The 25,707-nt window shown below is 54.6% G+C and carries 24 protein-coding genes; 13 read left to right on the top strand and 11 right to left on the bottom strand.

Annotated features, from left to right (window positions below):
- The first annotated feature begins 203 nt into the window (after nt 1-203).
- The 7 genes from ACJAXR_RS04150 to rarD all read left to right on the top strand — a co-directional run bounded on the left by ACJAXR_RS04150 (nt 204) and on the right by rarD (nt 6,503).
- Nucleotides 204-425, top strand: coding sequence for a general stress protein CsbD (locus ACJAXR_RS04150; RefSeq protein ID WP_415057001.1), 222 nt, complete (start codon nt 204-206; stop codon nt 423-425).
- Between the two features lie 67 nt (nt 426-492).
- The gene (locus ACJAXR_RS04155; RefSeq protein WP_415057002.1) at nt 493-1,137 is read left to right on the top strand and encodes a class I SAM-dependent methyltransferase; all 645 of its coding nucleotides are present in this window, start codon (nt 493-495) and stop codon (nt 1,135-1,137) included.
- Between the two features lie 41 nt (nt 1,138-1,178).
- Nucleotides 1,179-1,580: an antitoxin Xre-like helix-turn-helix domain-containing protein gene (locus ACJAXR_RS04160; RefSeq protein ID WP_415057003.1), complete on the top strand. Its 402-nt coding sequence runs from the start codon at nt 1,179-1,181 to the stop codon at nt 1,578-1,580.
- Complete coding sequence (locus tag ACJAXR_RS04165) at nt 1,574-2,272, top strand: RES family NAD+ phosphorylase (RefSeq protein WP_415057004.1); 699 nt, start codon at nt 1,574-1,576, stop codon at nt 2,270-2,272. The genes ACJAXR_RS04160 and ACJAXR_RS04165 overlap by 7 nt, the downstream gene beginning before the upstream one ends.
- Nucleotides 2,273-2,401: 129 nt before the next feature.
- The gene (locus ACJAXR_RS04170) at nt 2,402-2,803 is read left to right on the top strand and encodes a MerR family transcriptional regulator (RefSeq protein WP_415057005.1); all 402 of its coding nucleotides are present in this window, start codon (nt 2,402-2,404) and stop codon (nt 2,801-2,803) included.
- Nucleotides 2,804-2,825: 22 nt separating this feature from the next.
- Nucleotides 2,826-5,273, top strand: a complete 2,448-nt coding sequence (locus tag ACJAXR_RS04175; protein ID WP_415057006.1) for a heavy metal translocating P-type ATPase — start codon at nt 2,826-2,828, stop codon at nt 5,271-5,273.
- A gap of 321 nt (nt 5,274-5,594) precedes the next feature.
- Nucleotides 5,595-6,503 carry an EamA family transporter RarD gene (gene rarD / locus ACJAXR_RS04180; RefSeq protein ID WP_415057007.1) on the top strand — a complete coding sequence of 303 codons (909 nt, stop codon included), beginning with the start codon at nt 5,595-5,597 and terminating at the stop codon, nt 6,501-6,503.
- Here rarD and ACJAXR_RS04185 read toward each other — a convergent pair.
- Genes ACJAXR_RS04185 through ACJAXR_RS04195 form a run of 3 tightly spaced genes read right to left on the bottom strand, consistent with a single transcriptional unit; the run spans nt 6,498 to nt 9,786 of the window.
- Nucleotides 6,498-7,448, bottom strand: a complete 951-nt coding sequence (locus ACJAXR_RS04185; protein WP_415057008.1) for an alpha/beta fold hydrolase — start codon at nt 7,446-7,448, stop codon at nt 6,498-6,500. The two genes, rarD and ACJAXR_RS04185, sit on opposite strands and share 6 nt — an antisense overlap.
- 28 nt (nt 7,449-7,476) lie before the next feature.
- Nucleotides 7,477-8,295, bottom strand: coding sequence for an SDR family NAD(P)-dependent oxidoreductase (locus ACJAXR_RS04190; RefSeq protein WP_415057009.1), 819 nt, complete (start codon nt 8,293-8,295; stop codon nt 7,477-7,479).
- A 15-nt stretch (nt 8,296-8,310) separates the two neighbouring features.
- Nucleotides 8,311-9,786 (bottom strand): flavin-containing monooxygenase, encoded by a 1,476-nt coding sequence (locus tag ACJAXR_RS04195; RefSeq protein WP_415057010.1) that lies wholly within the window; start codon nt 9,784-9,786, stop codon nt 8,311-8,313.
- An 82-nt stretch (nt 9,787-9,868) separates the two neighbouring features.
- Between ACJAXR_RS04195 and ACJAXR_RS04200 the strand changes: the two genes are divergently transcribed.
- On the top strand, nt 9,869-10,495 hold the full coding sequence (locus tag ACJAXR_RS04200) for a TetR/AcrR family transcriptional regulator (protein WP_415057011.1): 627 nt from the start codon (nt 9,869-9,871) through the stop codon (nt 10,493-10,495).
- 7 nt (nt 10,496-10,502) lie between these two features.
- On the opposite strand, the gene ACJAXR_RS04205 is transcribed toward ACJAXR_RS04200, so the two are convergent.
- The 4 genes from ACJAXR_RS04205 to acnB all read right to left on the bottom strand — a co-directional run bounded on the left by ACJAXR_RS04205 (nt 10,503) and on the right by acnB (nt 15,244).
- The gene (locus ACJAXR_RS04205; RefSeq protein WP_415057012.1) at nt 10,503-10,895 is read right to left on the bottom strand and encodes a hypothetical protein; all 393 of its coding nucleotides are present in this window, start codon (nt 10,893-10,895) and stop codon (nt 10,503-10,505) included.
- Nucleotides 10,896-11,000: 105 nt separating this feature from the next.
- Entirely contained in the window at nt 11,001-12,320 is a 1,320-nt protein-coding gene (gene rimO, locus ACJAXR_RS04210) for a 30S ribosomal protein S12 methylthiotransferase RimO (protein WP_415057466.1), read from the bottom strand.
- Between the two features lie 125 nt (nt 12,321-12,445).
- Complete coding sequence (locus ACJAXR_RS04215; RefSeq protein ID WP_415057013.1) at nt 12,446-12,571, bottom strand: hypothetical protein; 126 nt, start codon at nt 12,569-12,571, stop codon at nt 12,446-12,448.
- Nucleotides 12,572-12,649: 78 nt separating this feature from the next.
- A complete protein-coding gene (gene acnB / locus ACJAXR_RS04220) occupies nt 12,650-15,244 on the bottom strand; it encodes a bifunctional aconitate hydratase 2/2-methylisocitrate dehydratase (protein WP_415057467.1) in 2,595 nt (864 codons plus the stop codon).
- 339 nt (nt 15,245-15,583) lie between these two features.
- Between acnB and ACJAXR_RS04225 the strand changes: the two genes are divergently transcribed.
- Nucleotides 15,584-16,036 carry a DUF1289 domain-containing protein gene (locus ACJAXR_RS04225; RefSeq protein ID WP_415057014.1) on the top strand — a complete coding sequence of 151 codons (453 nt, stop codon included), beginning with the start codon at nt 15,584-15,586 and terminating at the stop codon, nt 16,034-16,036.
- A 24-nt stretch (nt 16,037-16,060) separates the two neighbouring features.
- Here the strand turns inward: ACJAXR_RS04225 and ACJAXR_RS04230 are convergent, their stop codons facing one another.
- Nucleotides 16,061-16,921 (bottom strand): universal stress protein, encoded by an 861-nt coding sequence (locus ACJAXR_RS04230; protein ID WP_415057015.1) that lies wholly within the window; start codon nt 16,919-16,921, stop codon nt 16,061-16,063.
- A 196-nt stretch (nt 16,922-17,117) separates the two neighbouring features.
- On the opposite strand from ACJAXR_RS04230, the gene ACJAXR_RS04235 reads away from it, so the two are divergent.
- The 4 genes from ACJAXR_RS04235 to ACJAXR_RS04250 all read left to right on the top strand — a co-directional run bounded on the left by ACJAXR_RS04235 (nt 17,118) and on the right by ACJAXR_RS04250 (nt 21,954).
- On the top strand, nt 17,118-17,723 hold the full coding sequence (locus ACJAXR_RS04235) for a tRNA-(ms[2]io[6]A)-hydroxylase (RefSeq protein ID WP_415057016.1): 606 nt from the start codon (nt 17,118-17,120) through the stop codon (nt 17,721-17,723).
- A gap of 311 nt (nt 17,724-18,034) precedes the next feature.
- Nucleotides 18,035-19,321 (top strand): DASH family cryptochrome, encoded by a 1,287-nt coding sequence (locus ACJAXR_RS04240; protein WP_415057017.1) that lies wholly within the window; start codon nt 18,035-18,037, stop codon nt 19,319-19,321.
- A 232-nt stretch (nt 19,322-19,553) separates the two neighbouring features.
- Entirely contained in the window at nt 19,554-20,345 is a 792-nt protein-coding gene (locus tag ACJAXR_RS04245) for a substrate-binding periplasmic protein (RefSeq protein WP_415057018.1), read from the top strand.
- Nucleotides 20,346-20,496: 151 nt separating this feature from the next.
- A complete protein-coding gene (locus ACJAXR_RS04250) occupies nt 20,497-21,954 on the top strand; it encodes a PLP-dependent aminotransferase family protein (RefSeq protein WP_415057019.1) in 1,458 nt (485 codons plus the stop codon).
- Nucleotides 21,955-21,999: 45 nt separating this feature from the next.
- Here ACJAXR_RS04250 and ACJAXR_RS04255 read toward each other — a convergent pair whose 3' ends face one another.
- Genes ACJAXR_RS04255 through ACJAXR_RS04265 form a run of 3 tightly spaced genes read right to left on the bottom strand, consistent with a single transcriptional unit; the run spans nt 22,000 to nt 25,683 of the window.
- The gene (locus tag ACJAXR_RS04255) at nt 22,000-22,911 is read right to left on the bottom strand and encodes a hydroxymethylglutaryl-CoA lyase (protein WP_415057020.1); all 912 of its coding nucleotides are present in this window, start codon (nt 22,909-22,911) and stop codon (nt 22,000-22,002) included.
- Nucleotides 22,908-24,869, bottom strand: coding sequence for an acetyl/propionyl/methylcrotonyl-CoA carboxylase subunit alpha (locus tag ACJAXR_RS04260; RefSeq protein ID WP_415057468.1), 1,962 nt, complete (start codon nt 24,867-24,869; stop codon nt 22,908-22,910). Before ACJAXR_RS04260 ends, ACJAXR_RS04255 begins: the two co-directional genes overlap by 4 nt.
- Before the next feature lie 19 nt (nt 24,870-24,888).
- On the bottom strand, nt 24,889-25,683 hold the full coding sequence (locus tag ACJAXR_RS04265; RefSeq protein WP_415057021.1) for a gamma-carboxygeranoyl-CoA hydratase: 795 nt from the start codon (nt 25,681-25,683) through the stop codon (nt 24,889-24,891).
- Between the last annotated feature and the right edge of the window lie 24 nt (nt 25,684-25,707).

Here is a 25,707-nt window from a genome sequence, read left to right on the forward strand (position 1 = left end):
TTAAAATCCTAGCTTAGCGCATTAACCAAAGGGGAAAGTATTCTTTCCCCTTTCCCCTTAGCTTTTATTCAGTCTGCCGGTAGACCTTATAAGGTAATAAAAACCTGCTCTATGTGCTCTAGCGCACGGATATTAAAGAAAGCAAATGTCACCTTCCGCGACGTTACTGCGTTTTTTGCGCAGGCAGAGGGTCAGAAGCAGTCATGGATAGAGCACGCGTTGACACAAGCATCAGCCAATGGTCCGGGCTCACCAGTATGGCCCGTATTGTCTGGGACAACGTGACCCTGGACGAATTGATAAGCTGCGAAGGTGATACACAAAAGCTGATAGCCCTTGTGCAACAGCGCTACAACATTACATATGAAGCTGCTGCCTGGCAGGTCATGAATTTCTTTCGAACGGCAGAGTATTATCAGGCGTGATGGTAGTCCGATAAGATAGGTTTACATTATCTTATTGCGGTAATCACGCTAGGAGTCCAAGTACCTCATGTCCGATCCTCTAAATGGTCTTAGCCAGTTGGCTAGGCAGACGCTGTCGCATTATGAACATAATGCAGAAGGCTTTCGTGAGGGGACGCGAGATCACGACGTCAGTCAGAACATTGATGCCTTGCTACGCCATATCCAGGTTGAGGCCCCGTTACATATCCTTGATGTGGGGTGTGGGCCTGGGCGAGATTTGAAGCGGTTTGCCGCTCTGGGGCATGTCGCGGTCGGACTGGATGGTTGCAAGCCCTTTGTAGAAATGGCCAGAGCAGATTCAGGCTGTGAGGTGTGGCTTCAGGATTTTCTGGCCTTGGATCTGCCTGCTCGGCGTTTTGACGGCATATTTGCCAATGCGACCTTATTTCATATTCCTGTCCAAGCATTACCAGGCGCATTACGACAGCTTCAGCACAGCTTGAAGCCCGGAGGTGTGCTGCTCAGCTCAAACCCGCGGGGCAATGATCAGGCAGGCTGGAACGTGGATCGATATGCGGCCTATTACCAACTGGAAACCTGGCAGGCTTTTATGCGGGCGGCGGGATTTATCGAGATCGAGCACTACTATCGCCCAACCGGTCTGCCGCGCGATCAACAGCCATGGCTGGTCAGTGTATGGCGCAGTGTATTTGCAAAAACATTTTTGTGATATTAGTATCTACAGGCACATTCTTTTATAGGCCGTTACCCATGTTGACTCTCACCGCTGACACCTCCGAAAGAACAGCTGCTGCTACCGGACTGCGCACAGCTGTGGCTATCCTTGATAAGTGGGGCGCTAGCGGAGAGCAGGGGGAGGCAATACTGCGTGTTTCGCATAGTACCTATGCACGGGCCAAGCGCAAGGATGGGCTGGTCTCGATCAATCTGGATCGTGATCAGCTTACGCGTGTAAGCTTCGTATTGAACATGCACGGTACGTTGCGTACGGTTTTTGACAACCCGGAAAACGTGTACGGGTTTATGCGGATGGCAAATGACAATCCATTTTTTCTCGGTCGCTCGCCGCTGGAGGTGCTGGGTGACGGAGACATTGTAGCCCTGTACGAGACATTCCGGCGTATTGATGTGCTGCGCGGCAGCCAGTGGTAACAGTCCATAGTCTGCCGGTACTACCGGCAGCCAGCATTCGCGCTTACCGGCTGGTTAATTCCAAGTTTCCACCTATTGCGATCTTTGATGACGTTGCCAGCGTGGATGAATTTGAGCAGCTGTACGCACTGCAGGCGCTGACTAATCCGCGGTTGGCCAATCAGGCTGGTCGACTGGAGCTGATACCAAGCGCCGATATTCCATTCGGTATTCCCGGTTGTTCCTACGCCGCTGCGCCCTTTACGCACGTCAATCCGGATGGTTCGCGTTTTAGCGATGGAGCATTTGGCGTGCTGTATCTTGCTGACTCCATGGACGCGGCCATCGCTGAGGTTCGTTATCACCAACAGGCGTACTGGACGAACGTCCCCGCTTTGCGCTACGAGCGCTTTGTGTTCAGAGGACTGACTGCGCGGTTTGATGAAGAGGGTGCGTTGGATGCGCTTACGGTGCAACGTACCGACCCGATTTACTCGCCGACTGAGTACAATGCATCGCGCCTGCTTGGACGCAGTGCGTTGAGCTCGGGCGTCAACGCAATCCGGTACCATTCTGTCAGGCAAGCTGGCGGCATTTGCTGGGGCTTGCTGACACCCAGGCAGGTGTCTTCGGTAGTACAGACCGCCCATTACGAAATGATCTGGAATGGTGATGTCATTGGGGTGCATAAGTTGTCAACGCGCGTCGGTTGACTACCCGCGCGGGGGTGGGTTCCTTTAGTGAAATAGTAATTTCTACCCTGAGTCCGGATAAGACCCTTGACCTTAAAGCTGACTTCAAGGTTATTGTGTGTCTATGCTTACTGCCGCAACGGAGTTCCAATGAAATCGTTCAGTATCGGTGAGCTCGCCATAGCCACTGGCGTGACCACACAAGCCGTTCGGTATTATGAGCAGCAAGAACTGATGCCTATGCCGCGGCGTACCGAGTCGAACTATCGCCGCTATCCACAGGAGGCCGTTGCCCGCTTGCAGTTCATCGTGCATGCCAAACAGTGGGGCTTTACGTTGGAAGAAATTCGCGAACTTTTGTGGTTGCAGGATGCCAATGGCGATCGTGCTGAGGCCAAGCGTATCGCCGGTGAGAAACTGGCCAAGATACGTGAGCAGATCGAGAGCTTGCGGCGCATCGAAGCGATTTTAGCGAAGACCTTTGACGAGTGCTCGGGTGAGGGCGCCGTGATGGGTTGTCCGATCGTAGAAGCTATTGCAGAGCAGTCCTGATAGTGCGGGTAGGGGAGGTCATATGAGCGGCAGTATCGAAATTGGTATCAACGGGATGTCCTGTGGGTCCTGTGTTGGCCGAGTAGAGCGTGCATTGGCTAGTGAGCCGGGCGTCATTCGAGCTCGGGTCAATCTGGCGACGGCCAAAGCGCATGTTGATTTCAGCGGCCAGGCCGATCCCGACTCTGTGATCCGTGCAATCGAGACGGCGGGATATCAGCCTGTCATAGCCTCGGCGGAGATCCCGGTGTTGGGTATGTCCTGTGGGTCGTGCGTGTCACGTGTCGAGAAGGCGATCAGTCAGTTGCCCGGTGTGGTGCGGTCCAGTGTCAACCTCGCTACGCAAAAAACCTCGGTTAACTTTCTGCCAGACGTCGTGTCGTTGGTCGATATTCATCAAGCGATCCGCCAGGCTGGATATGAACCAGAGCAAGTCGATAACAGCTCGTCGCTGGACGTCGTGGATAAAGAAGGGTTGGAGTTGCGCAGCAAAATACTCTTTGCTGCGGCGCTGACCATTCCTATTGTATTCATTGCCATGGGCAAGATGTTGCCTGGCCTGGATGCCTATTTCGCTGGGGTAATGTCCCATCGTGGCTGGATGGGTATTGAGTGGTTGCTGACTACGCCGGTTTTATTTTATGCAGGAGCACGGTTTTTTCGAACGGGCTTTGCGGAGCTGCGCCATTTCAATCCGGGCATGAACAGCCTGGTCATGATTGGCTCAAGCGCTGCTTATTTCTATTCCGTGGTTGCCTTCCTGCTACCGGATCTATTTCCCGCCGGTACCGCTGAAAGTTATTTCGAAGCGGCGGCGGTGATTGTGACCTTGATTCTACTGGGCCGGTACTTCGAACATATCGCCAAGGGTCGTACTTCTCAGGCGATCCAGAAGTTGTTGCGCCTGCAGGCGAAGACTGCACGAGTACTGCGTGATGGTGAGACTTTAGATGTCCCAATTGAAAGGGTGGTGGTCGGCGACTGTATACACGTCCGTCCAGGTGATCGAATAGCAGTAGACGGTGTGGTGGAAGAAGGCCAGTCCTACGTTGATGAGTCGATGATCAGTGGTGAGCCGGTACCGGTTGCAAAAGAGACAGGTTCAGAAGTAGTGGGCGGTACTATTAACAAAAACGGCTCCATGGTCTTTCGTGTGACACGGGTCGGCGCCAATACCGTGCTCTCGCAAATAGTCAAGATGGTGGAGCAGGCCCAAGCAGACAAACCACCCATTCAGCAACTCGCGGATAAAATAGCCGGCATATTCGTACCCATTGTTCTGTTGATCGCGATTATTACCTTTGCCGTCTGGTACTGGTTTGGTCCCGAGCCGACCTTGTCCTTTGCGTTTGTCACTAGCGTCAGCGTGTTGCTGATTGCCTGTCCTTGCGCGATGGGTCTGGCGACGCCTACAGCGATCATGGTGAGTACCGGGAAGGGCGCTGAGATGGGTGTATTGTTTCGACGCGGTGCCGCCCTGGAGACGTTGGCCAGAATGGATACCGTTGTGCTCGACAAAACCGGCACGCTGACCCAGGGCCGACCGGAGCTGACCGATTTCATTGTTATGGAAGGTGACCATAACGACGTGTTGAGCTGGGTAGCCGCGGTCGAGGCCCAAAGCGAGCATCCCATTGGTGAAGCTATTGTCAGTTCTGCCAAACAGCGTGGACTGGAGCTGCCAGACGTTACCGCATTTAATAACGAGCCAGGCTACGGTATTCAAGCGAATGTGGCGGGACGGCAGGTTCATATCGGTGCAGATCGATATATGGAACGTCTCGGTATTGGTTTGGCAGGCGCAGAAGATCAGGCCAGGACACTGGCAGAAGAGGGTAAAAGCCCGTTTTATGCAGCCGTCGATGGTGGTCTCGCAGCGATTATTGCAGTGGCGGATCCGCTCAAAGACGGATCAATCGAGGCTATAGCGGAGCTCAAGTCCATGGGTCTGGACATCGCTATGCTGACTGGCGACAACCGAGTGACCGCAGAGGCAATCGCTCGCCAGGTAGGCATCGACAGTGTGCTTGCCGAAGTGTTGCCACAGCAGAAAGCCGAGGAGATTAAACGTCTACAGGAACAAGGCAAACGTGTGGCCTTTGTCGGGGACGGAATCAATGATGCGCCGGCGCTGGCACAAGCCCACGTGGGTATCGCCATCGGCACTGGGACCGACGTGGCGATTGAGGCAGGCGATGTAGTCCTGATGCGCGGTGATCTGCGCGGTATTGTTAATGCAGCCGCTCTTTCGCGGCGTACACGCAGAACGATTCTAGGCAATTTCTTTTGGGCTTACGGCTACAATCTGGCGTTGATTCCTGTGGCAGCAGGTGTGTTGTTTCCCTTCACCGGGTTTTTGCTCAATCCAATGCTGGCGGCCGGCGCAATGAGTTTGTCGAGTATCTTTGTAATAACCAACTCCTTGCGTCTGCGCCGGTTCACGGCGCAGGTGACAGTCGTACAAAAGTAGTTTGATAAGCGGTGGATTGGTCGCGCGGGCAAGAGGGCGGTGAAGTCGTTGAAGTCACTGAGCCCGATGCTCGGGAGATGCAAAAATCCGGAGGCGAGACTATTCTGGTAGTAGACGATGAGCAGTTAGTGAGGCAGCTGATAATCGAAGTATTAGCGACCTGCTGATTACTGATGTGGGCTTGCCAGGCGGTATGAATGGCCGTGATCTGGCTGTTGTTCATTACCGGCTTTGCACCCGACCAATCGCTGTAACAATTGACTCTTCAGCCTGACACCCGTTGGCTGATCAAACCTTACCTCCCACTCATCCGAGTTCCTAATGGTCGCCAGATTATCCGAAAACAGTCAGGGCATAGCCTATGGCGTCAGCGCATACATGGTGTGGGGCTGCTTTCCGCTGTTCTTCGCCCTCTTCGAGGGCGTGCCAGCCTACGAGATTCTGATCCACCGGATCATCTGGTCCTGTGTGTTCCTGGCTTTTGTTATCACCTTGATGCGTCGTTGGCAGCCCGTTGCAATGGCGCTGGCACGGCCTGGCCGGCTTGGCAGGGTGCTAGGCTGCGCGGTACTCATTGCGCTTAACTGGGGCGTCTACATTTTTGCGGTTGAAACCCAACACGTGTTGCAGGCCAGCCTGGGGTACTTTTTGACTCCGCTGATCAACGTCGCGCTGGGCATGCTGGTTCTGCGTGAGCGCATGGCGCGATTGCAGGGGGTTGCAGTGGTGCTCGCTACGGCAGGAATACTGGTGCAACTGATACTACTGGGTACGGTGCCCTGGATCAGTCTGGTTCTGGCGCTGAGTTTTGGCACCTACGGGTTGCTGCGCAAACAAATACTACTCGATGGATTATCCGGGCTGTTTGTGGAAACCTTGCTTTTACTGCCGGTGGCCCTGCTGACACTGGCCCTGCTGGCTAGGGCTGATCTCTCACACTTCGGTCAGGATACCGATACGGTCCTGCTGCTCATGGCCAGTGGAGTGGTTACTGCCATTCCGCTTCTGGCGTTTGCCGGAGCAGCCAGGCGTTTGCGCCTGGCTACAGTGGGCTTTCTAATGTACATCAACCCCAGCATGCAGTTTGTGATCGCGCTGTTTGTATTCAACGAAACGATCAGTCCTGTTCAGCTAGCCAGTTTTGCGCTCATCTGGTTTGCTCTGGCTCTGTATTCGTGGTCTGCCTGGCAAACATTACAGTCGGCCAGATCCAACCCGATCCGTTCATGAGACCGTATGGCGCCGAATGAAGTCAGCGGTGACGTCGGGCTGGGTAATTGGTAGCATGTGGCCGCCGTCGATCAATTCCAGCTCTACGGTTGGCGCAGCGTTGGCGAGTCCTTCGCCCTGTTCCCTGTAATTTAGAATACGATCCTGGCGACCATAAAGCACAGCGATCGGTAGCGTCAGTCCGGCATATTGCGTCTGCATCATGGGCAGGATCTCTGGCAGGGCGGTCATATCGCTAGAGGCGGCGATAAACTGACTGGGACGTAGACCCAACAAACCTCCGCCGCGTACAGGGAAATCCTTGGGTACGCTTTCCGGACCAAACACAATATCCATTACCTTTTCGCGTTGCAGAATCGACCCAGGTGTCGCCAAGGTCCACGCGACCAGACGCCTGAGCCATGGCCTGGTGATACCCAGTGCCGCGAAGGCTTTGGACGTTTCACTGGGCATGTGCGTCAGCGGGGCCACGAGTGCGAGCCCGGCGACCTTGTCCGGATAACGCAATGCGGTTGCCAGGGCCACTGCGCCGCCAAGGGAATGGCCAACAATCAGAGGTTTGCCCAGATCCAGCGCATCGATTACGCCGGCCACCACGTCAGCCTGGACGACCAGAGAGGCAGACGAGCGCGACGGGCGTACTGAGTAGCCGCTGCCAGGGCGGTCAATGGCAACCACCCGATGCGTCTTGGCGAGTTCTCCTAACACGCTGTAGCTGAAGTTCTGCGCCACGCCTCCCAGGCCATGGATCATTACAATTACCGGTGCCGTGCCCTGAGTCCTGCCCTGCTCAAGATAATGTATGCGGTTGCCCATGACAGTAACGAAACGGCCCTCTGGAGGGAGACCCATACTCACGCGCTTTGCGATAAACAGTGTGAACAGAAATAGCCCGCCGATAACCAGAGATAAAATGATAAGGATGGCACTAAACAGATAATTCACCCTGTAATTCCTTTTATGGTGGGAGTGATCAAGGGGTCTTCCCCGTGGCAAGACCCGGTAGCAAGCGCCAATAATTTACGGGCATTAGCCGCTCCAGCCAGGACAGGATGCGCGCATCATTACCGACCACTACGCGGGGTTTATTGCGCTCTATGCCACGAAGAATGATTTGAGCGGCTTTCGCAGGAGGCATGCGCAAGAGTTTTTTAGCCTGCTCCAGTTGGCGGGCGTATTCTGCCTTATCGACCGTTTCCGCTGGACGGGCGCTGGTAGCGATAGCGGTTGCGACGCCGCCCGGGTGCACCACGGTGACCCCTACTGGTCCGCCATGCAGTTCAAGACGCAACGCATTGGAGAAGCCGCGGACCGCGAACTTGCTCGCACAATAAGCGGTCTGGCCTGCAGGAGTGATGAATCCGAACAGGCTGGATATGTTGACTATCCGCGCGGCAGGCCGCTGCTTGAGCAAAGGCAGGAAAGCGCGTGTCATGCAGACCACCGCATCGAAATTGATCGCCATCAACCAGTCAAAGTCTTCGATGCTGACCTGATCGAAGGTCCCGCCCAGTGCAACCCCTGCATTGTTGATTAACAGATCAACTTTTCCATGCTTTGCCATGACTGCCTGGGGTAAAGCGGCCACCGACGTCCGGCTGGCCACATCAAGAGAGTGCTCGCTAACCTCCACACCATGTTGGCGTGCTTGTTTGGCTGTCTCGGCGAGGGCGTCTGCATTCAAGTCCGCCAGCGCTAGATGGCAGCCTCCCTCGGCCAGAGCCAGTGCTAATGCACGGCCAATACCACTGCCCGCGCCGGTGAGTACCGCAACGCAATCATTTACTTGCATGACTTATTATCCTTTTTATTGAAATTGCATCACACCGTCATTCACTCGGCCGTATTGAATCGCCAGGGTATCCTGTAGATAGTTCTGATGTACCTGCCAGGGTTTACGGTCGCCCTGCTTTGGCAGCATAGCCTTACCACGCTGAACATACCCGGATGTAAAGTTGAGGAACGGAGCGTCCTGTACTTGCGCATCGCGTCGCGGTACCGCCACCCGGTATCCGTTGCGGTCCATATACTGCAGCAGGCGACAGGTGTAGTTGGACGTCAGCTCTGCCTTGAGTGTCCAGGAAGCGTTGGTGTAGCCAAACGTGAGGATCAGATTGGGAATGTCGCTGAGCATCATGCCCTTGTAGGCCATATGTTCACCGAAAGCCACCGGCTCGTCATCCACACTGACTTTTACATCGCCCAGCGCGTTCAGCTTGAGCCCAGTGGCTGTAATGATGATGTCTGCAGACAGTTCTTCGCCAGACGTCAAGCGAATGCCATCAGCGGTGAAACTGTCGATAGTGTCAGTGACGATCGATGCGCGACCGGCACGGATGTCGTGAAAAAGATCACCGTCTGGAACGGCACACAACCGCTGATCCCAGGGCTTATAGGATGGAGTAAAGTGCTTCATGTCCAGCTCTGGGCCGACCTGCGCCCTGACCATGTGCAATAAGCGCTCCTTGAACATCTCTGGCTTATTCCGCGCGATCCTGAAAAAGAACGAGCCCAGCAGAACGTTCTTCCAGCGAGTGAGACGATGAGCGGTTGGCATGGGTAGCCATTTTTGCACATTTTGCGCAAAACCATCTTCCAGCGGGCGTGATACAACATAGCTGGGTGAGCGCTGAAGCATGGTGACATGCTCGGCCGTCTTGGCCAGCGCCGGGACCAACGTCACCGCCGTCGCGCCACTGCCGATAACCACCACGCGTTTGCCGCTGTAATCGAGATCCTCCGGCCAGAATTGCGGGTGCACGATCTGGCCTTTGAAGTCGGCTTCATTTGGAAAGTCGGGGTGATAACCTTCGTCATAGCTGTAATAGCCCGCGCAGACTGAAAGCATGCGCGCCTGCAGGACTTCTTCGTGTTCCTGGCCTTCATGATCAGTCGCGATTGCGGTCACTGTCCACAGTGCTTCAGCGCTCGACCAGTTGGCCGACAGCACTTTACGTTGAAAGCGGATGTGATTATCGATCCCGGATTCTTCCGCGATTTCTTCGATATAACGTTTTATATCAGGACCGTCTGCGATCGCTTTGCGGTGGGTCCAGGGCTTATAGCTGTAACTCAGGGTGTACATGTCAGAGTCAGAACGGATGCCCGGATATTTGAACAGATCCCAGGTGCCGCCTATGGCTGCTCTGCGCTCCAGAATCTGGTAACGCTTGTCTGGACATTGATCAGTCAATGCTCGGGCCGCACCGATACCCGACAGGCCGGCGCCGATGATGAGAACGTCTAGGGGACTGGGTTGAAATTGTTGTTTTGCTGTACTCATACTTATGTCCCGACAATGGGTGGTGGTGACAATCTAAATAGTCATATAGCATTTGGCAATCCGTATTGTCAGAATCAAGCATATGAATACAACAACTACCGTAATTACCTCTGCGAAAAAAAGACGCTACCGAGGCTCTGCAGTCGAGGAGCGCCGTGCCCAGCGTCGCCAGCAGTTAATTGATGCAGCAATTCAGGTCTATGGGTTAAACGGGTATCGACACTCGGGAGTTAAGCAGGTGTGTGATGCGGCAGGACTGACGCAGCGCTATTTTTACGAGTCTTTCGCCCATAGCGATGAACTGCTGATTGCCAGTTACGAACAGGCCTCACGCTGGATGCGTGAAGATAATATGGCGGCGGCTGAAGCTGTTGGGGTGGATCCGCTGGCGCGGAGCAGGGCGATGCTGGAGGCCTGGTTCCAGCGCTTGAAGGAGAATCCCACCATTGCTCGATTGTTGTTGATCGAAATACGCGGGATCAGTCCGGCGGTGGATCACGCAATCGACAAAGCGCTAAAAGCCACCAGTGATGATATTGCACGCGTCCTCGCGCGTCCTGGCAAACACTTCGACGAACTATTGCACGCCGGTATCCTGGGTGGCGTTATTCATATTGCGTTGCACTGGATGGCTGACGACTACCGCACGCCAGTCGACGTGGTGACGGCCACCGCACTCAAACTTGGTGTGTCGCTGTTGGACGATTAAGTCAGCGTTAAGCTGCTGGTTTGTTTGGCTTGATAGGTTGTTTGACAGGGAGCGCGTTTGTTTTTTCTTCAGACCTACCAATGCGAAACGAATCAAGCACACCGATAACCCAACAGATCACTAATAACAGGGTCGGTATATTAATAAGTTGGGCGTTACTCCCAGCCAACTGTTGAGATACCCGTTCACCTATTGTGGTGATATCCACAGGGATCGCACCACTTTGAATTTGTATGCTCAGTCGTTGCGCGATATCAACCACCGTATTAAGCAAAACATAGAGACACACCAAGGTTATGCCTGTGAGTAGCGTGCCTTGTAGCGGTTTTTTTAACCAGAAATGCCCGACGCCTGGCAAGATGAGGGCTGATAATAAAGCGGCTTTGAGCGATTTATTCATAATGTATATAAACGCCTCTGAATGAGGGAGAAGGTCTGCTATCCGAGAGAAGGCGGGTAGCCGAGGTAGAACTCGGCCTTCCCAAGGGAACGCGGTGGGGTCGAGTTAGATTTGTTCGGCCCACAGATCGTATTCGTCAGCGTCGGTCACTCGTACGGTGATCATATCGCCGGGCTGCAGGTCTTGTTCGGTATCAATATACACGTTGCCGTCGATTTCCGGAGCATCAGCCATCGACCGGCCTATGGGACCTTCTTCGTCTACCTCATCAATTAAAACCTGGATGGTCTTGCCAATTTTCTGCTGCAGGCGTGCGCTGCTGATCACTTGCTGGTGCGCCATGAAGCGTCCCCAGCGTTCTTCTTTAACCTCTTCGGTTACGGCGCCCGGCAGTGCGTTAGCTGCCGCACCCTCGACGTCTGAATACTTGAAACAGCCGACACGGTCCAGCTGAGCGTCGGTCAGCCAGTCGAGCAGGTATTGGAAGTCTTCCTCTGTTTCGCCGGGGAAGCCGACGATGAAGGTGGAACGGATGGTTAGCTCGGGGCAGATTTCACGCCACTTCTTGATGCGTGCCAGGGTCTTGTCCTCGAAAGCCGGGCGCTTCATTGCCTTGAGGATTTTCGGGCTGGCGTGCTGGAAAGGAATATCCAGGTAGGGCAAGATCTTACCTTCGGCCATCAGGGGGATCAGCTCATCCACGTGAGGGTAGGGATAGACATAATGCAGTCGGACCCAGATACCCAGCTCGCTTAAGGCTACGCACATTTCGGTCATGCGTGACTTTACTGGCCGGCCATTCCAGAAACCGGTGCGGTATTTGATGTCTACGCCATAGGCGCTGGTGTCCTGGGATATTACCAGCAACTCGCGTACTCCGGCCTTAGCTAAGCCTTCCGCTTCACTCAGCACTTCACCGACCGGGCGGCTGACCAGTTTTCCGCGCATACCGGGGATGATGCAGAAGCTGCAGCTGTGATTACAGCCTTCGGATATCTTCAGGTACGCATAATGGCGCGGGGTCAGCTTGATGCCTTGCGCGGGAACCAGATCAATCAGCGGATTGTGGTCGGCAGGCGGGGGGATTACTTCGTGGACCGCGTTGACTACCTGCTCGTATTGTTGAGGCCCGGTAACGGCCATAACGCTGGGATGCACGTCACGGATTGCGCTTTCTTCAACGCCCATGCAACCGGTCACTATCACTCGGCCGTTAGCAGCGATCGCCTCGCCAATAGCGTCCAGGGATTCGGCTTTGGCGCTGTCGATGAAACCACAGGTGTTGACCACCACGACATCAGCATCTTCATAGGTGGGTACGACCTGATAGCCCTCGATGCGCAGTTGGGTGAGAATGCGCTCGGAATCCACCAGTGCCTTGGGGCAACCCAGACTGATAAAACCGACTTTGGGACTGGTCGACAGGACCTTGGACATGCTGAACCTCACGGGCGACGCGGCTGGGCCGGATACGAAATCGGAAAGGCGCGTATTCTAGCTGCCATGCTTGCAGCATGCCATAGCTGGAAGCTGCCGCTCGTCTCATGAGCCTAACGCGACGTCAGGCCGCAGGGGACTGCCGTGACTGATGTGGCCCAGTTCACTGCAGGCGCCCTGATCTCGTTATGAATATCCAGTACGGGCTTGATCCAGTGGGCCGCGACTTGCAAAGACATTATTTCGACGCCAGTGGAAAGGGCTCTATAGCCATAAAAAAACCCCGCACCAGGCGGGGTTCTTCGCGTGCTTGCTGCTTACAGCTGAGCGACTGGAATAGACGCTGCTGCTTTCTGGTAGGACTCGATTTCGTTGAAGTTCATATAGCGATAGATATCGCTGGCCATGCTGTTGATTTCAGCAGCGTAGCCCATGTATTCCTCAACGGTCGGCAGGCGACCCAGAATCGACGCAACCGACGCCAGCTCGGCAGATGCCAGGTACACATCGGCGCCATCACCCAGACGGTTCGGAAAGTTCCGCGTGGAGGTGGAGACGACGGTGGACTTGGCAGCTACGCGTGCTTGGTTGCCCATGCACAGCGAACAGCCGGGCATTTCCATGCGCGCGCCCGCTTTGCCGTAGATGCCGTAGTAGCCTTCTTCAGTCAACTGGAAAGCGTCCATCTTGGTTGGTGGAGCCAGCCATAGACGGGTCGGTAAGACACCCTTGTTTTTCTCAAGCAGCTTACCGGCGGCGCGAAAGTGACCAATGTTAGTCATGCAGGAACCGATGAAGACCTCATCGATTTTCTGACCAGCTACCTGGGACAACAGACGGGCGTCATCCGGATCGTTAGGCGCGCATAGAACCGGCTCTTTTACGTCGGCCAGATCGATTTCGATCACGGCGGCGTATTCGGCATCGGCGTCAGCTTTCATCAGCTTGGGATCGGCCAGCCAGGCTTCCATGGCTTGAGCGCGACGCTCCAGAGTCCTTGAGTCCTGATAACCATCGGCTATCATCCAGCGCAGCAGGACAATGTTGGATTTAAGATACTCGGCAATGGATTCTTCGCTCAGCTTGATGCTACAGCCTGCAGCGGAGCGCTCTGCTGAGGCGTCGGACAGCTCGAAAGCCTGTTCGGCAGTCAGGGTGTCGAGACCTTCGATTTCCAGAATGCGACCAGAGAAGACGTTCTTCTTGCCTTTCTTCTCAACGGTCAGGTGACCTTCCTGAATTGCGTAGTAAGGGATCGCATGCACCAGATCACGCAGGGTGATACCAGGCTGCATTTCACCCTTGAAACGCACCAGAACGGATTCCGGCATATCCAGTGGCATAACGCCGGTAGCCGCTGCGAAGGCGACCAGGCCGGAGCCTGCGGGGAAGGAAATACCCATCGGGAAGCGGGTGTGTGAATCGCCACCAGTGCCGACAGTGTCGGGTAGTAGCATACGGTTCAACCAGCTGTGGATGATGCCATCACCTGGACGCAATGCAACACCACCACGGTTGTGGATGAAGTCGGGCAATGTGTGGTGAGTGGTGACATCGATTGGCTTGGGATAAGCGGCTGTGTGACAAAAGGACTGCATTACCAGATCAGCAGAAAAGCCCAGGCAAGCCAGATCTTTCAGCTCGTCGCGGGTCATCGGGCCGGTGGTGTCCTGGGAGCCTACAGTGGTCATCTTCGGCTCGCAGTAGGTGCCTGGACGCACACCTTCAACGCCACAGGCCTTGCCGACCATCTTCTGCGCCAGGGTGAAACCCTTGTTACTGGCAGCGGGGACATCGGGCTTGCGGAATAGGTCAGAGTGCGGCAAGCCCAGTTCGATACGGGCTTTGTCGGTCAGGCCACGGCCAATGATCAACGGTATACGGCCACCGGCGCGCACTTCGTCGAGCAGGACCTGAGTCTTCAGTTCGAAGGTGGTGATGACGTCTTGCGTGCCGTGCTTGCATACCTTGCCGTCGTAAACGTAAACGTCGATTACGTCACCGGTGTTGATATCGTCGACATCAAATTCGATCGGCAGCGCGCCGGCATCTTCCATGGTGTTGTAGAAAATCGGAGCAATCTTGTTACCAAAGCAGAAGCCGCCGGCCCGCTTGTTCGGTACGAAAGGAACATCGTCACCGAAGAACCACAACACTGAGTTGGTGGCTGATTTGCGTGAGGAGCCAGTACCGACTACATCACCTACGTATGCAACAGGGAAGCCTTTTGCTTTAACTTCTTTGATCATTTTCAGCGGACCGATAGCGCCTTGCTCGTCTGGTACGATACCGTCACGAGCCATCTTTAGCATGGCCAGAGCGTGCAGCGGTATGTCAGGGCGCGACCAGGCATCCGGAGCCGGAGAAAGATCGTCGGTGTTGGTTTCTCCAGGCACCTTGAATACGATCAGGCTGATTTTGTCAGCAACGGCGGGACGGTTAGTGAACCATTCACCATCGGCCCAGGATTGCAGTACTTCCTTGGCGTGGACATTGCCGTTCTTGGCGCGATCGGCCACGTCATGGAAGGCATCAAACATCAACAGGGTATGCTTGAGTTCCTTGGCAGCAGTAGCGGCGAGCTCGTCATTATCGAGCAGTTCGACCATGGTGACGATGTTGTAGCCGCCTTGCATAGTGCCCAACAGCTCTACGGCACGCAGTTTGGTCAGCAGGGGGGTGGAAACCTCGCCCTTGGCAACGGCGGACAAAAAGCCGGCCTTGACGTAAGCAGCTTCGTCTACGCCCGGAGGGATGCGATTGGTCAGTAAGTCAAGCAGAAACTCTTCTTCGCCAGCTGGTGGGTTTTTCAGCAGGTCGACCAGACCGGCGGTTTGTTCGGCGTTCAGCGGCTGGGGCACAATGCCCTGGGCTGCGCGCTCTTCTACATGTTTGCGATAGGCTTCAAGCACAATTATTACCCTCATCAGTCTGTTCTGCTTTTGGCGGAACGATCATCCTCTCGGACCAGGGAAGCACTGAATAAGCATCTTACGAAAAGGGAGTTATTCAGTGCTTCCCCTGCATGCCGGACTTAGGGCTGGGAGCAGGCTCGGCCTGTTGCTACTGGCGGGCAAGCTGGTAACGGGTCACGCAGCCCCAACGGCGGGCTAATTCTACAGTAAGTGCCGGGTAAAGTTAAGCTTGAGGGCTCTGGGACCTTCGTATCAGGCGTGCATTAATTGCCACTAGCAGGGGCTGGGGTCCTGTAAGCGGGTGGTTTATCATGGACTACCGACCCGGAGCAGACGATGACTGAGAGAATCTATACCAGCAAAACACCCTGCGTGGGGCTTTGTTCGACGGTTTACGGCGATGTGGTCTGTCGCGGTTGCAAGCGCTTCAGCGACGAAATCATCGATTGGAATCGCTTTGATAGCGGACAAAAGAGTGCCGTCTGGAAGAGGCTTGAGCAATTTTTGTCGCAGATAGTAACGGCTCGAATAGAAGTGGTTTCAACGGTAAAACTATACGAAGGGCTTGCTGCCAGACACATGACAGTGGTGATGGAGCAGCCGTTACCGTTTCAAGTGTGGCGGCTATTGTGTCACGCAGATGCGCCAGCGTTGGCAGAATGTGGCCTGAGGGTGCAGCCAGATTATGCGCATATTCCGCTGAGGTTGTTGCTTGATGAAATAGACAAACTCTATTTCGAGTTGTCCCACGTTTATTACCAGAGGCACACGGTGAGAGCGAATCTCTAACCGCATGCCAATGGCGAGGAGGTGTTACTTCTCTAGTAGCTGCTCGAGGTGCGCCATGCTGTCCTGGGGCTTGAGCACCAGAATGTCGCTCTCCAGCTGGTCGAGGATGACTTCTGCGGTGTTGCCGATCAGGGCGCCAGCGATCCCCTTGCGGGCAACGGTGCCGATGACCGTGACGCTTGCTCCGATTTGGCGCGCAATGCGTGGAATCAGGGTGTCCGCTGGACCTTCGTCAATGTGCACACCGGACGCTTCGAGGCTATATTGACTGGCATAACGCTCAACTTCGTCACGATAGCGTGCAGCAATATTTTCACGTAGCTGATAGACAGGATCGGAAGCGGACATCATGGGGGCAGGATGTGCGCTGACCAGGTGCAAGTCCCCGTTGATCATTTCGACGATGTCGGCAGCATGACTGACTATGGTGTCGTGCAGTACGTGATGCTGGTCATCATGATTACCCACATCGACTGCGGCCAGAACGCTTCCCTTCATCCATGTGTCGGTGGTCTTGACCAGCAGGATTGGGGTAGGACAATAACGCAGCAGCTTCCAGTCATCGGGGGTGAGCAGCGCTTTTCTCAGCGGGCTATCGGGCAGGTGCTGCTTGACGACAAGTCCGCAGCCCTCGGATGCTACGACATGCACCACAGTGTCGGTCAGATTCTTGTGCCATGCCTGGCTGCAGCCGGCATTCAGCCCACTAGCTTTGAGTTCAGCACAGAGCTTCTCAAGCATCGGCGTGTGATCCTGTCGGTCTTCACACACGAGCAGGTGCAGATCCGACTCAATAACCCCAGCAATCAATTTGGCACGATTGAGCGCGAGCTGCTCGGTTTGTGTCGGATCAATAACAACCAGAATCCGCTTGATGGCTTGCATGGCCTTTCTCCCTGTTTTTGATAGAACTGTTTTGATTTCTACTACCAATGTAGCCTGTTTTTACCCCAGTGCTGTTGATTTGAATCAAAGCTATGGTGTGCGGGGCTTTCAAGAGTGGTGGATAATGGCTTTCTTAGCCTTGACCCTGACCATCGCGAGAAAAGATTGGCCACACTGAGTGCACGGAGAGACCGAAATGCTTGTTCCTGAGATTGAAGAGTTTTTGGGGTGTTCAACCCCGACGCCATGGGTTGAAGAAGCTCTTGTAAACCAGGAAATACTGCTTCTGGATCACAAGAATAATGAGATGAAGGCCGCTTCGTCTGCGTTGGCTTTGATCGGTCGTTATGGCGATGATTTTGAATTGTGCAATTACATGTCAAAGCTGGCCCGCGAAGAGCTTGTTCATCATGAGCAGGTTCTGAGAATCATCAAGCGACGCAATATAAGGCTACGGCCTGTTACAGCATCTAGGTATGCCAGCTTGCTAAGATCAGCGGTGCGTAAAGCGGAGCCGCACCGGCTGGTAGACACTCTGGTAGTGGGCGCTTTTATTGAGGCTAGAAGTTGCGAGCGATTCAAGTCCATAGCCCCTCATCTGGATGATGAGCTCAAGCAGTTCTATGAAGGGCTTCTTCATTCAGAAGCTAGGCATTACCAGCATTACTTAGGTTTCGCTCTTCGATTTGCTGGCGAAGCCGAGGTGAATATAGCTGTAGATCGGTTCAGGGTGGTAGAGCGGGGCTTGATAATGAGCAGAGATGAGCAGTTTCGCTTTCATAGCGGCAATCCACAGGGATAAAATCTTGACGGGTCTATGATTAGTTCGGCTGACCGTTTTGGAGTCAGCCTGGAAACTCGGCTACAGAGGGCTTGAGGGTAGCCGAGATCAGTGGTGTGTTGCAGGTGGGGTTTGTGTTTTGCCAGTGAAATCCTTGCGCCATGGTTTGCCCTGGCAGGTTGAGCGATTGGCACAATCAGCCTGACATCCGCGGCATGGCAGGGATTGAGCCTGGGGTTTAGGTAACATTTTTCGCGCTCCCACAAAGATTGATTGTTATGCATTTTAGGGTGATTGTATAAGTTAAGTACAGCAATTAGCGGAGTATAAAAATGTCAGTGCTGGTTTGGTTCAAGAGTGACTTACGCTTGGATGATAATCCAGCTCTTCTGGTGGCGCAGGAAAGCAGCGCGTGTTTGCCAGTGTACTGCCTCGATCCTGACCAGTTTAGAACTGACCAACAGGGTATGAAGAGCTGCGGGCAACGCCGAGCAGCCTACCTGCTGGACAGTCTTGCAGACCTTGACATGTCTTTGCAGAAGCTGGGTTCGGGATTACTGGTTAAGATTGGTAGCGCCGAACTCATTCTGCCGCAGTTGTGCATGCAACTGGGGATTGATCAGATCATTTGTCATGACGAGCACGCGCCAGATGAGCAGGCCTTGGTGCAGCGTGTGGCTTCAGCGCTGCCTGATAATATTCGATTGATATCACTCCAAAGTAACGCGTTGTTTGCCCACGAGGATCTCCCTTTTTCCCGGGAGAAAATACCCCAGGTTTTCACCCGCTTTCGCAATCAAGTAGAGAAGTATCCACCTACCGTCAAGGCTCTGGCCGCGCCCGAGCGACTACCTGGTTGGCCTGCTGGGGCCTCAGCATTTCCTGCCGGTCAGCCATCGATGGCTGATCTGGGTCTTTTGCCAGCAGGTGATGAGCCGCGTTCTTCTCTGCCCTACATAGGGGGAGAGATGCCTGCAAAAAAATGGCTGGATGATTATCTATGGGTCAGTCAAGCGGTCAGGCAGTATAAGAGCACGCGTAATCAGCTACAAGGTCACTATTTTTCATCCAAGCTCTCTGCTGCCCTGGCGCATGGCTGCCTTTCCCCACGCAGAATCGTGCACGAGCTGCAACGTCACGAGCAGTCGCTGGGCGCTAATGAATCAACTTACTGGCTTTGGTTTGAATTGCTCTGGCGAGAATTCTTCCGGTTGAATCTAGGATTGCATGGCAAACATTTTTTCCTTCATGGGGGCTTGAATGGGGGGAGTCCACCGAAAGGGAATGATCAGCGTTTTTGTGATTGGAGCACTGCCAACACTGGCCAGTCATTTATCGACGCCTGCATGAATGAGCTCAATGCCAGCGGCTTTTTATCCAATCGTGCCAGGCAGATTGTCGCCAGTTATCTGGTTCACGATTTGCAACAGGATTGGCGGCTGGGTGCAGCCTGGTTTCAGCAGCAATTGGTGGACTACGACGTGGCAAGCAATTGGGGTAATTGGGCTTACATTGCCGGCGTCGGGCATGATCCACGTGGCGGACGAATATTTAATGTTGCTAAACAGGTTGAACAGCATGATCCCGACGGACGCTATGTTGCAGTCTGGTCGCGCTGACCGGATCGTGGAAACGCTGTTGGAACTACCCGCCACCACAGGGGCTGGCGGGTCGGCAAAAAGTGAAGAAGCCTAAAAACAGGGCGTAATTCGTTTATACTTCGACTCAGATCGCACTCTTTAAATCCGGCTCGTTTCCGGCGTACCTCAAGGAGCAGCAATGAGATTGGCAAGGGCCTTATTGGATTATGGTAGAAGGGTCGTGAGACTAACTGTCTTTTCAGTACTGTCTATGACCACTCCAATTGCACTGGGCGCAGCTCCGCTTTGCGAACGCATAGTCGCTACCGGTAATCCACAATATCCGCCAATCCTCTGGGTCGATCCCGAAGACGATACGCGTTTAATCGGTGCTGGCGCAGAACTGCTGGAAAAAGTCCTGGCGCAAAGTGATATTAAGCTTGAGATGTTGAATGTCGGACCATGGTCACGTGCCCAAGAAGAAGTCCGCAGCGGACGGGTCGACATGCTCGCAGGTGCTTTTCTGACTCGCCCACGCCTGGGACAAATGGATTATATTCACCCTGCCTACGCCGAAGTACCCAGTGTAATTTTTGTCCGTGCTGATGGAATCTTTCCCTACAGTGGTTGGGAGGACTTGCGCGGGAAGGTCGGTAGCACTGTTCTGAACAATAGTTTCGGGAATGCTTTTGATCGCTTTGCAGCGGACTTTCTGGATATGGAAACGGTGCCTTCGATCGAGCAGTCCTTCCAGAAACTGCTGCGCGGCCGAGCCGATTATGTCATCTATGAGCGGCATCAGGGGCTTGCACTTGCCCAGCAAATGGGCATTACCGACGATCTGGACATCATTGATGGCTCGCTGATGAACGAGCATCTTTATCTCACTCTGTCGCATAATTCGGCCTGTAACTCGCCGGACTTACGTGCCGTTCTGGCACAGGGGATGTACGATCTGACCCTCGATAATGAGCCTCAGCGGTTGCTGGAGAAATACCGCGAGGTATGGGCTCAGCAGCAGATAACTGCCGGTGCGGTTCCGGGCCCAGCTATAAACGAATAACAACGGGTTTACGCAACAGTTTGTTTCTTCTGCTATTGCTCCCAGACAGTTAATGCTGCTGCTAAGCTGTTCGGATAATTTTCCGTACAACTGTATGGCGCATACCGATTTGCTGCTGAGTTAGGGTGAAACGGCTTGCAGGAGAACCGTAATGAGCAGCCCTCTATATCAACAGATCGCCCACCAGTTAGCCGAAGATATTCGCAAGGGATTCTACCAGCCGGGTGAGCGCATTCCGTCGGTACGTAAGCTGAGTACGCAGAAAAGTGTCAGCCACGCGACAGTTCTGCACGCTTATGCGACGTTGGAAGATCAAGGCCTCATCCGTGCGCGGCCGCAGTCAGGATACTTCGTGCATAACACCCCAGCGCTGACGGCACCCACGCCACCCATTGCTCGGGTCGAGCAACCTTATGCGGTTACGCGTAGTGGGATTATCAACGAGATTCTTCACCAGTCCCGCAGGGAAGGCGTCATACCTCTGGGAGCTGCGGTTCCATCGAGCCAGTATTTGCCGTTGCGCGCGCTGCATCAACAGATGAGTAAAGTGACGCGTTTTCACAGCCAGAAAGCGTTCAGCTACATATTCAGTCCCGGATACGAGCCGTTGCGCCGCCAGATCGCTATTCGCATGCGTGATGCCGGTGCGATTGTCGATCCATCACGGATCGTCGTTACCAATGGCTGCGTCGAGGCCATGCAGTTGTGTCTGCGAGCAGTGACGCACCCTGGCGATCTGATCGCGACCGAGTCGCCAAGCTATTACGGCTTGATTCAGTTGTGTGATCTGTTGGGGCTGAAAGTCATCGAGATCCCTACAGATCCCGATACTGGATTAAGTCTGGAGTCGCTGGAGAAAGCCGCCGATAAATGGCCGATCAAGGCGCTGGTGCTTACCGCGCGGGCTGGCAATCCCATGGGAGCGACGATGCCGGAAGAGCGTCAGCGCAAGCTGGTGGCAATGATGGCCCGACGCGGTTTGCCAATCATCGAAGATGACATCTACGGGGAATTGATGTTCGAGCCTGGTCGCTCGAAAGCTCTAAAAGCCTTCGACTGCTCGGATACGGTGATGTACTGCTCGAGCTTTTCTAAAACTATCTCGCCTGGTGTGCGCACAGGGTGGGTTATCGCCGGTAAACATCAGCCGGAGATCGAGAAACTCCAGACCTTCACCACACTGTCGGCGTGCAGCGTCAGTCAAATGGCCGTTGCAGCTTATCTGGAAAACGGCGGTTATGACCGGCATTTGCGCTATTTGCGCCAGGAGTACCGCAAGAATCTGAGCAGTTTTCAGTTGGCTATTCAGAATCACTTCCCTACTGGAACGCAGATCACCCGACCTGCCGGAGGCTTCATCCTGTGGATCAGTTTGCCTGGTGGCATTGACGCCCAGCGCTTATTTGAACAGGCGCTGACACAGAATATCAGTATCGCGCCTGGCGCTGTTTTCAGCCATTCAGCACAATTCAACCATTGCCTGCGGTTGAATTGCGGCGTGCCATGGAATCAGGAAACCGAAAGAGCCGTGATTATACTAGGTGTTCTGGCAAGACAATTACTGATTAAAAACAATGAGGTACAAGAGGTATATGAAGTAAATTCTTAGTAAATAAAAGCGGTCATAGTGTGTGGTGTAGTCCGAATCAACAGATTAGGTATGTGTTCCGGCGGACAGCATGGCTCTGGCGACTCTTGATCCGTTCTCCCGTCCCAATACCCCGTTGATCCTGGCTCCGGCCTGCACCAGAAGAGGCAGGTCAATGCCGGTATTGATATCCAGTCCATGCAGCAAGTACACCACATCTTCTGTTGCGACATTGCCAGTGGCGCCCTTGGCGTAAGGGCAGCCCCCCAGTCCGGCAACTGAGCTATCAAAGACGCTGACCCCTTCGAGCAGGCTGGCATAGATATTGGCCAGCGCCTGGCCATAAGTATCGTGAAAATGCCCAGCAAGTTGTTCGCGTGGTATGTGGGTGGCGACTTGTTCGATCAGGGCGCGCGTCTTCCCGGGTGTACCGGTACCAATGGTATCGCCAAGAGAAATTTCGAAGCAGCCCATTGCGTATAGCTCCCGGGCAACAATGGCAACCTGCTCTGATGAAACTTCACCCTGGTAGGGGCAACCAAGGACGCAGGAAATATAGCCGCGCACTCTGACGCCAGCCTGCTGTGCAGTTTCCAGCACTGGCGCGAAGCGCTCAATGCTTTCAGCGATAGAGCAGTTGATATTGCGCTGGGAAAAAGCTTCGGAAGCCGCAGCAAATACTGCTACTTCTCGCACCCCGGCCTCTAGCGCCGCCTCGAGGCCCTGCATATTGGGCGTCAACGCGGAATAACTCACACCAGAGCGACGCTGTATCGCCGCAAATACCTGCGCCGAACCAGCCATCTGCGGCACCCACTTGGGCGATACAAAACTGCCTACTTCAATGTGACTCAACCCGGCAGCGCTCAAATTATCAACCAACCGCACTTTGTCAGCTATATCAATGGGTTGTGATTCGTTCTGCAAGCCGTCTCGAGGTCCAACATCGACCAGGCGGACCGTTTTGGGCAGGCTCATGTCATCTCCTCCAGTTCAACCAGCAGCGTACCTTCGGCGACCAGATCACCTTCGGCGCATAATATCGCGCTGATGGTTCCGCTATGGGGGGCGCGAATGTTGTGCTCCATTTTCATCGCTTCAACTACCAGTAGCGAAGTTCCAGCCTCCACCTCATCGCCAACGCTGACCAGCATACGCACGATGCTGCCATTCATCGGAGCCTGTAAACCGCCGGCATGTTGTTGCGCTTGGGCCGCACGGCTGATGGGGTCAACCTTTTCGATCCGCTGCCAGTGTTCCTGCCAGTGGATAAAGACTGTTTGACCACGGGCCAGCGCTTGATAACGGTGCAGCACTCCGCTTTGGCTGATGGACAATTCCTGAGTCACTGGATCGTAGGTGCAACCTGTGGTGTCTATCTGGTCGAGGCGGCGATCTACGCTGCCGCTACGCAGGTGCAAGCAGCTGTTTGCGGGGATTGCGCTTCGCCAACCGGGGGGAATTGTGGTCCAAGGTGAGCCCGCATCATCGTTGCGCTTCACGGCGCCCATGCAGAGCAACCAGCCGACGCCGGCCAACAGCCAGAATTCATCAGCCAGTTCGGCCTTGGGCGGAAGTAAGGCCAGGGCGTGTCGAGGAATGAATCCCGTATCCAGCTCGGCCCGCACAAAAGCGGGATGGTCGATGATGTGTTGCAGGAAAGCCAGATTGGTCTGTACGCCGGCGATAGCGGTTTGGCGTAACATGGCCAGCAAGTTAAGCCGCGCTGCTTCGCGCGTCTCACCCCAGGCAATCAGTTTGGCCAGCATCGGATCATAAAAGGGCGAAACCTCGTCATTCTCGCTGATGCCGGAATCAATCCGCCTGCCGGGGCCCGGCAGCGATTCACGATAGAGTTGCAGCGTGCCACTAGCGGGCAGAAAATCCTGCAAGGGGTCTTCGGCGTATAGTCTTGCCTCAATGGCGTGGCCTCGCAGCGGGACTTCATACTGCTGCAAAGGTAAAGGCTTACCCTGGGCAATCTGCAGTTGCCAAGCCACCAGATCCTGACCAGTAATGGCCTCAGTAACCGGGTGCTCAACCTGTAGGCGGGTATTCATTTCCATGAAGTAAAAACGTTCTTGGCCATCGAGCAGAAATTCAACGGTTCCGGCCCCCACATAATCGATTGCCAGCGCCGCTTGCACGGCTGCGTTACCCATTTCCTGGCGTAGAGATGCAGATAGACCCGGAGCAGGCGCTTCTTCGATCACTTTCTGGTGACGTCTCTGGATGGAGCAGTCGCGTTCGTTCAGATGAATACATTGGCCATGCTGATCGGCAAAAACCTGAATTTCGATGTGTCGCGGCCGCGCCAGATAACGCTCGACCAGCATTCGTCCATCACCAAAGGCTGCTTGCGCCTCTCTTTGGGCCGATGCCAGTGCTTCGGCCAGGTCTACTTCGCGTTCTACGACCTTCATGCCTTTACCGCCGCCGCCGGAAACCGCCTTGAGCAAAACAGGATAACCAATGCGGGCGGACTCGAACAGGAAGGTTTCCAGGCTTTGGTTTGTGCCGTGATAACCGGGCACCAAAGGGACTCCAGCTGCTTCCATCAAAGCCTTGGCAGCTGATTTGCTACCCATGGCATCAATAGCGCTGGCAGGCGGTCCCACAAATATCAGACCCTGAGCTGCGCAGGCACGAGCAAATCCGGCATTTTCGGACAAGAAGCCATACCCGGGATGAATGGCTTGGGCGCCACTGGCGCGGGCAGCATCAAGAATTCGATCAATACGTAAATAGCTGTCTGCTGGTTTGGCACCGCCCAGATTGACTGCAATGTCGGCTTCGAGCACGTGGCGTGCATCACGGTCCGTTTCGCTGTGAATTGCCACGGTGCGTATGCCCATAGCCTTGGCAGTCCGCATGATACGGCAGGCTATCTCACCCCGATTGGCGATAAGCAGGCAGGTGATGGGCTCGGCAGAAATGTCATGCGCGGTAATCATGTCAGTGCTCCTGCCAAGCCGGTTTGCGCTTGTCGAGAAACGCGGTCAGTCCCTCCTGACCCTCGGGACTGACACGCACGCGGGCAATGGCTGATTCAGTATATCGACGCAAAGCCGGAGTCAGTTCGCCATGCTTGACCTCTTGCATCAACGCCTTGGTCGCACGCATGGCCGCAGGGCCGTTCTGCAGCAGGTTGCTGGTCCAATCGCTCACTGCCTGCTCAAGCTCAGGTGTTGAATAACAAGCGGCCAGCAACCCCAGATGCTGAGCCTGGCGACCATCGAAGCGTTCGGCGGTGAGGGCATAGCGCCGCGCCGCACGCTCGCCGATGGCCTTGACCACATAGGGGCTTATGACCGCAGGGAGGATACCAATGCGCACCTCCGATAAACAGAAGAGGCTGTCCTCGGCGCCTATGGCTATATCGCAGCAACTGATCAAACCCAGTGCACCACCAAAAGCAGCGCCCTGAACTACAGCGAGCGTTGGTAGTTTGAGCTGATACAGGCTGGCCATGACCTGTGCGAGTTCTCGCGCATCATTGAGATTCGCACTGTAGTCAAGTTTCGCGCTTTCCTTCATCCAGGTCAGATCGGCGCCGGCAGAGAAATGCGTACCGCGTCCTCTGAGCAACAGAAAGCGTAGCGTGGGGCGCGTCTCGATTTCATCAAAGGCAAGCAGCAGCTCGCGAATCATCTCGCCATTGAAGGCGTTATTTTTCTCGGGCCGGTTCAGCCACAAAGTAGCTACGCCATTGTCGCTGAAATCAAGTTCGAGGGTGTTGAACTGGGGCATGAGTTGTTTCCGTATGGCAGTCGT

The organism is Halopseudomonas sp. (assembly GCF_047631575.1).
Classification (GTDB): Bacteria; Pseudomonadota; Gammaproteobacteria; order Pseudomonadales; family Pseudomonadaceae; genus Halopseudomonas.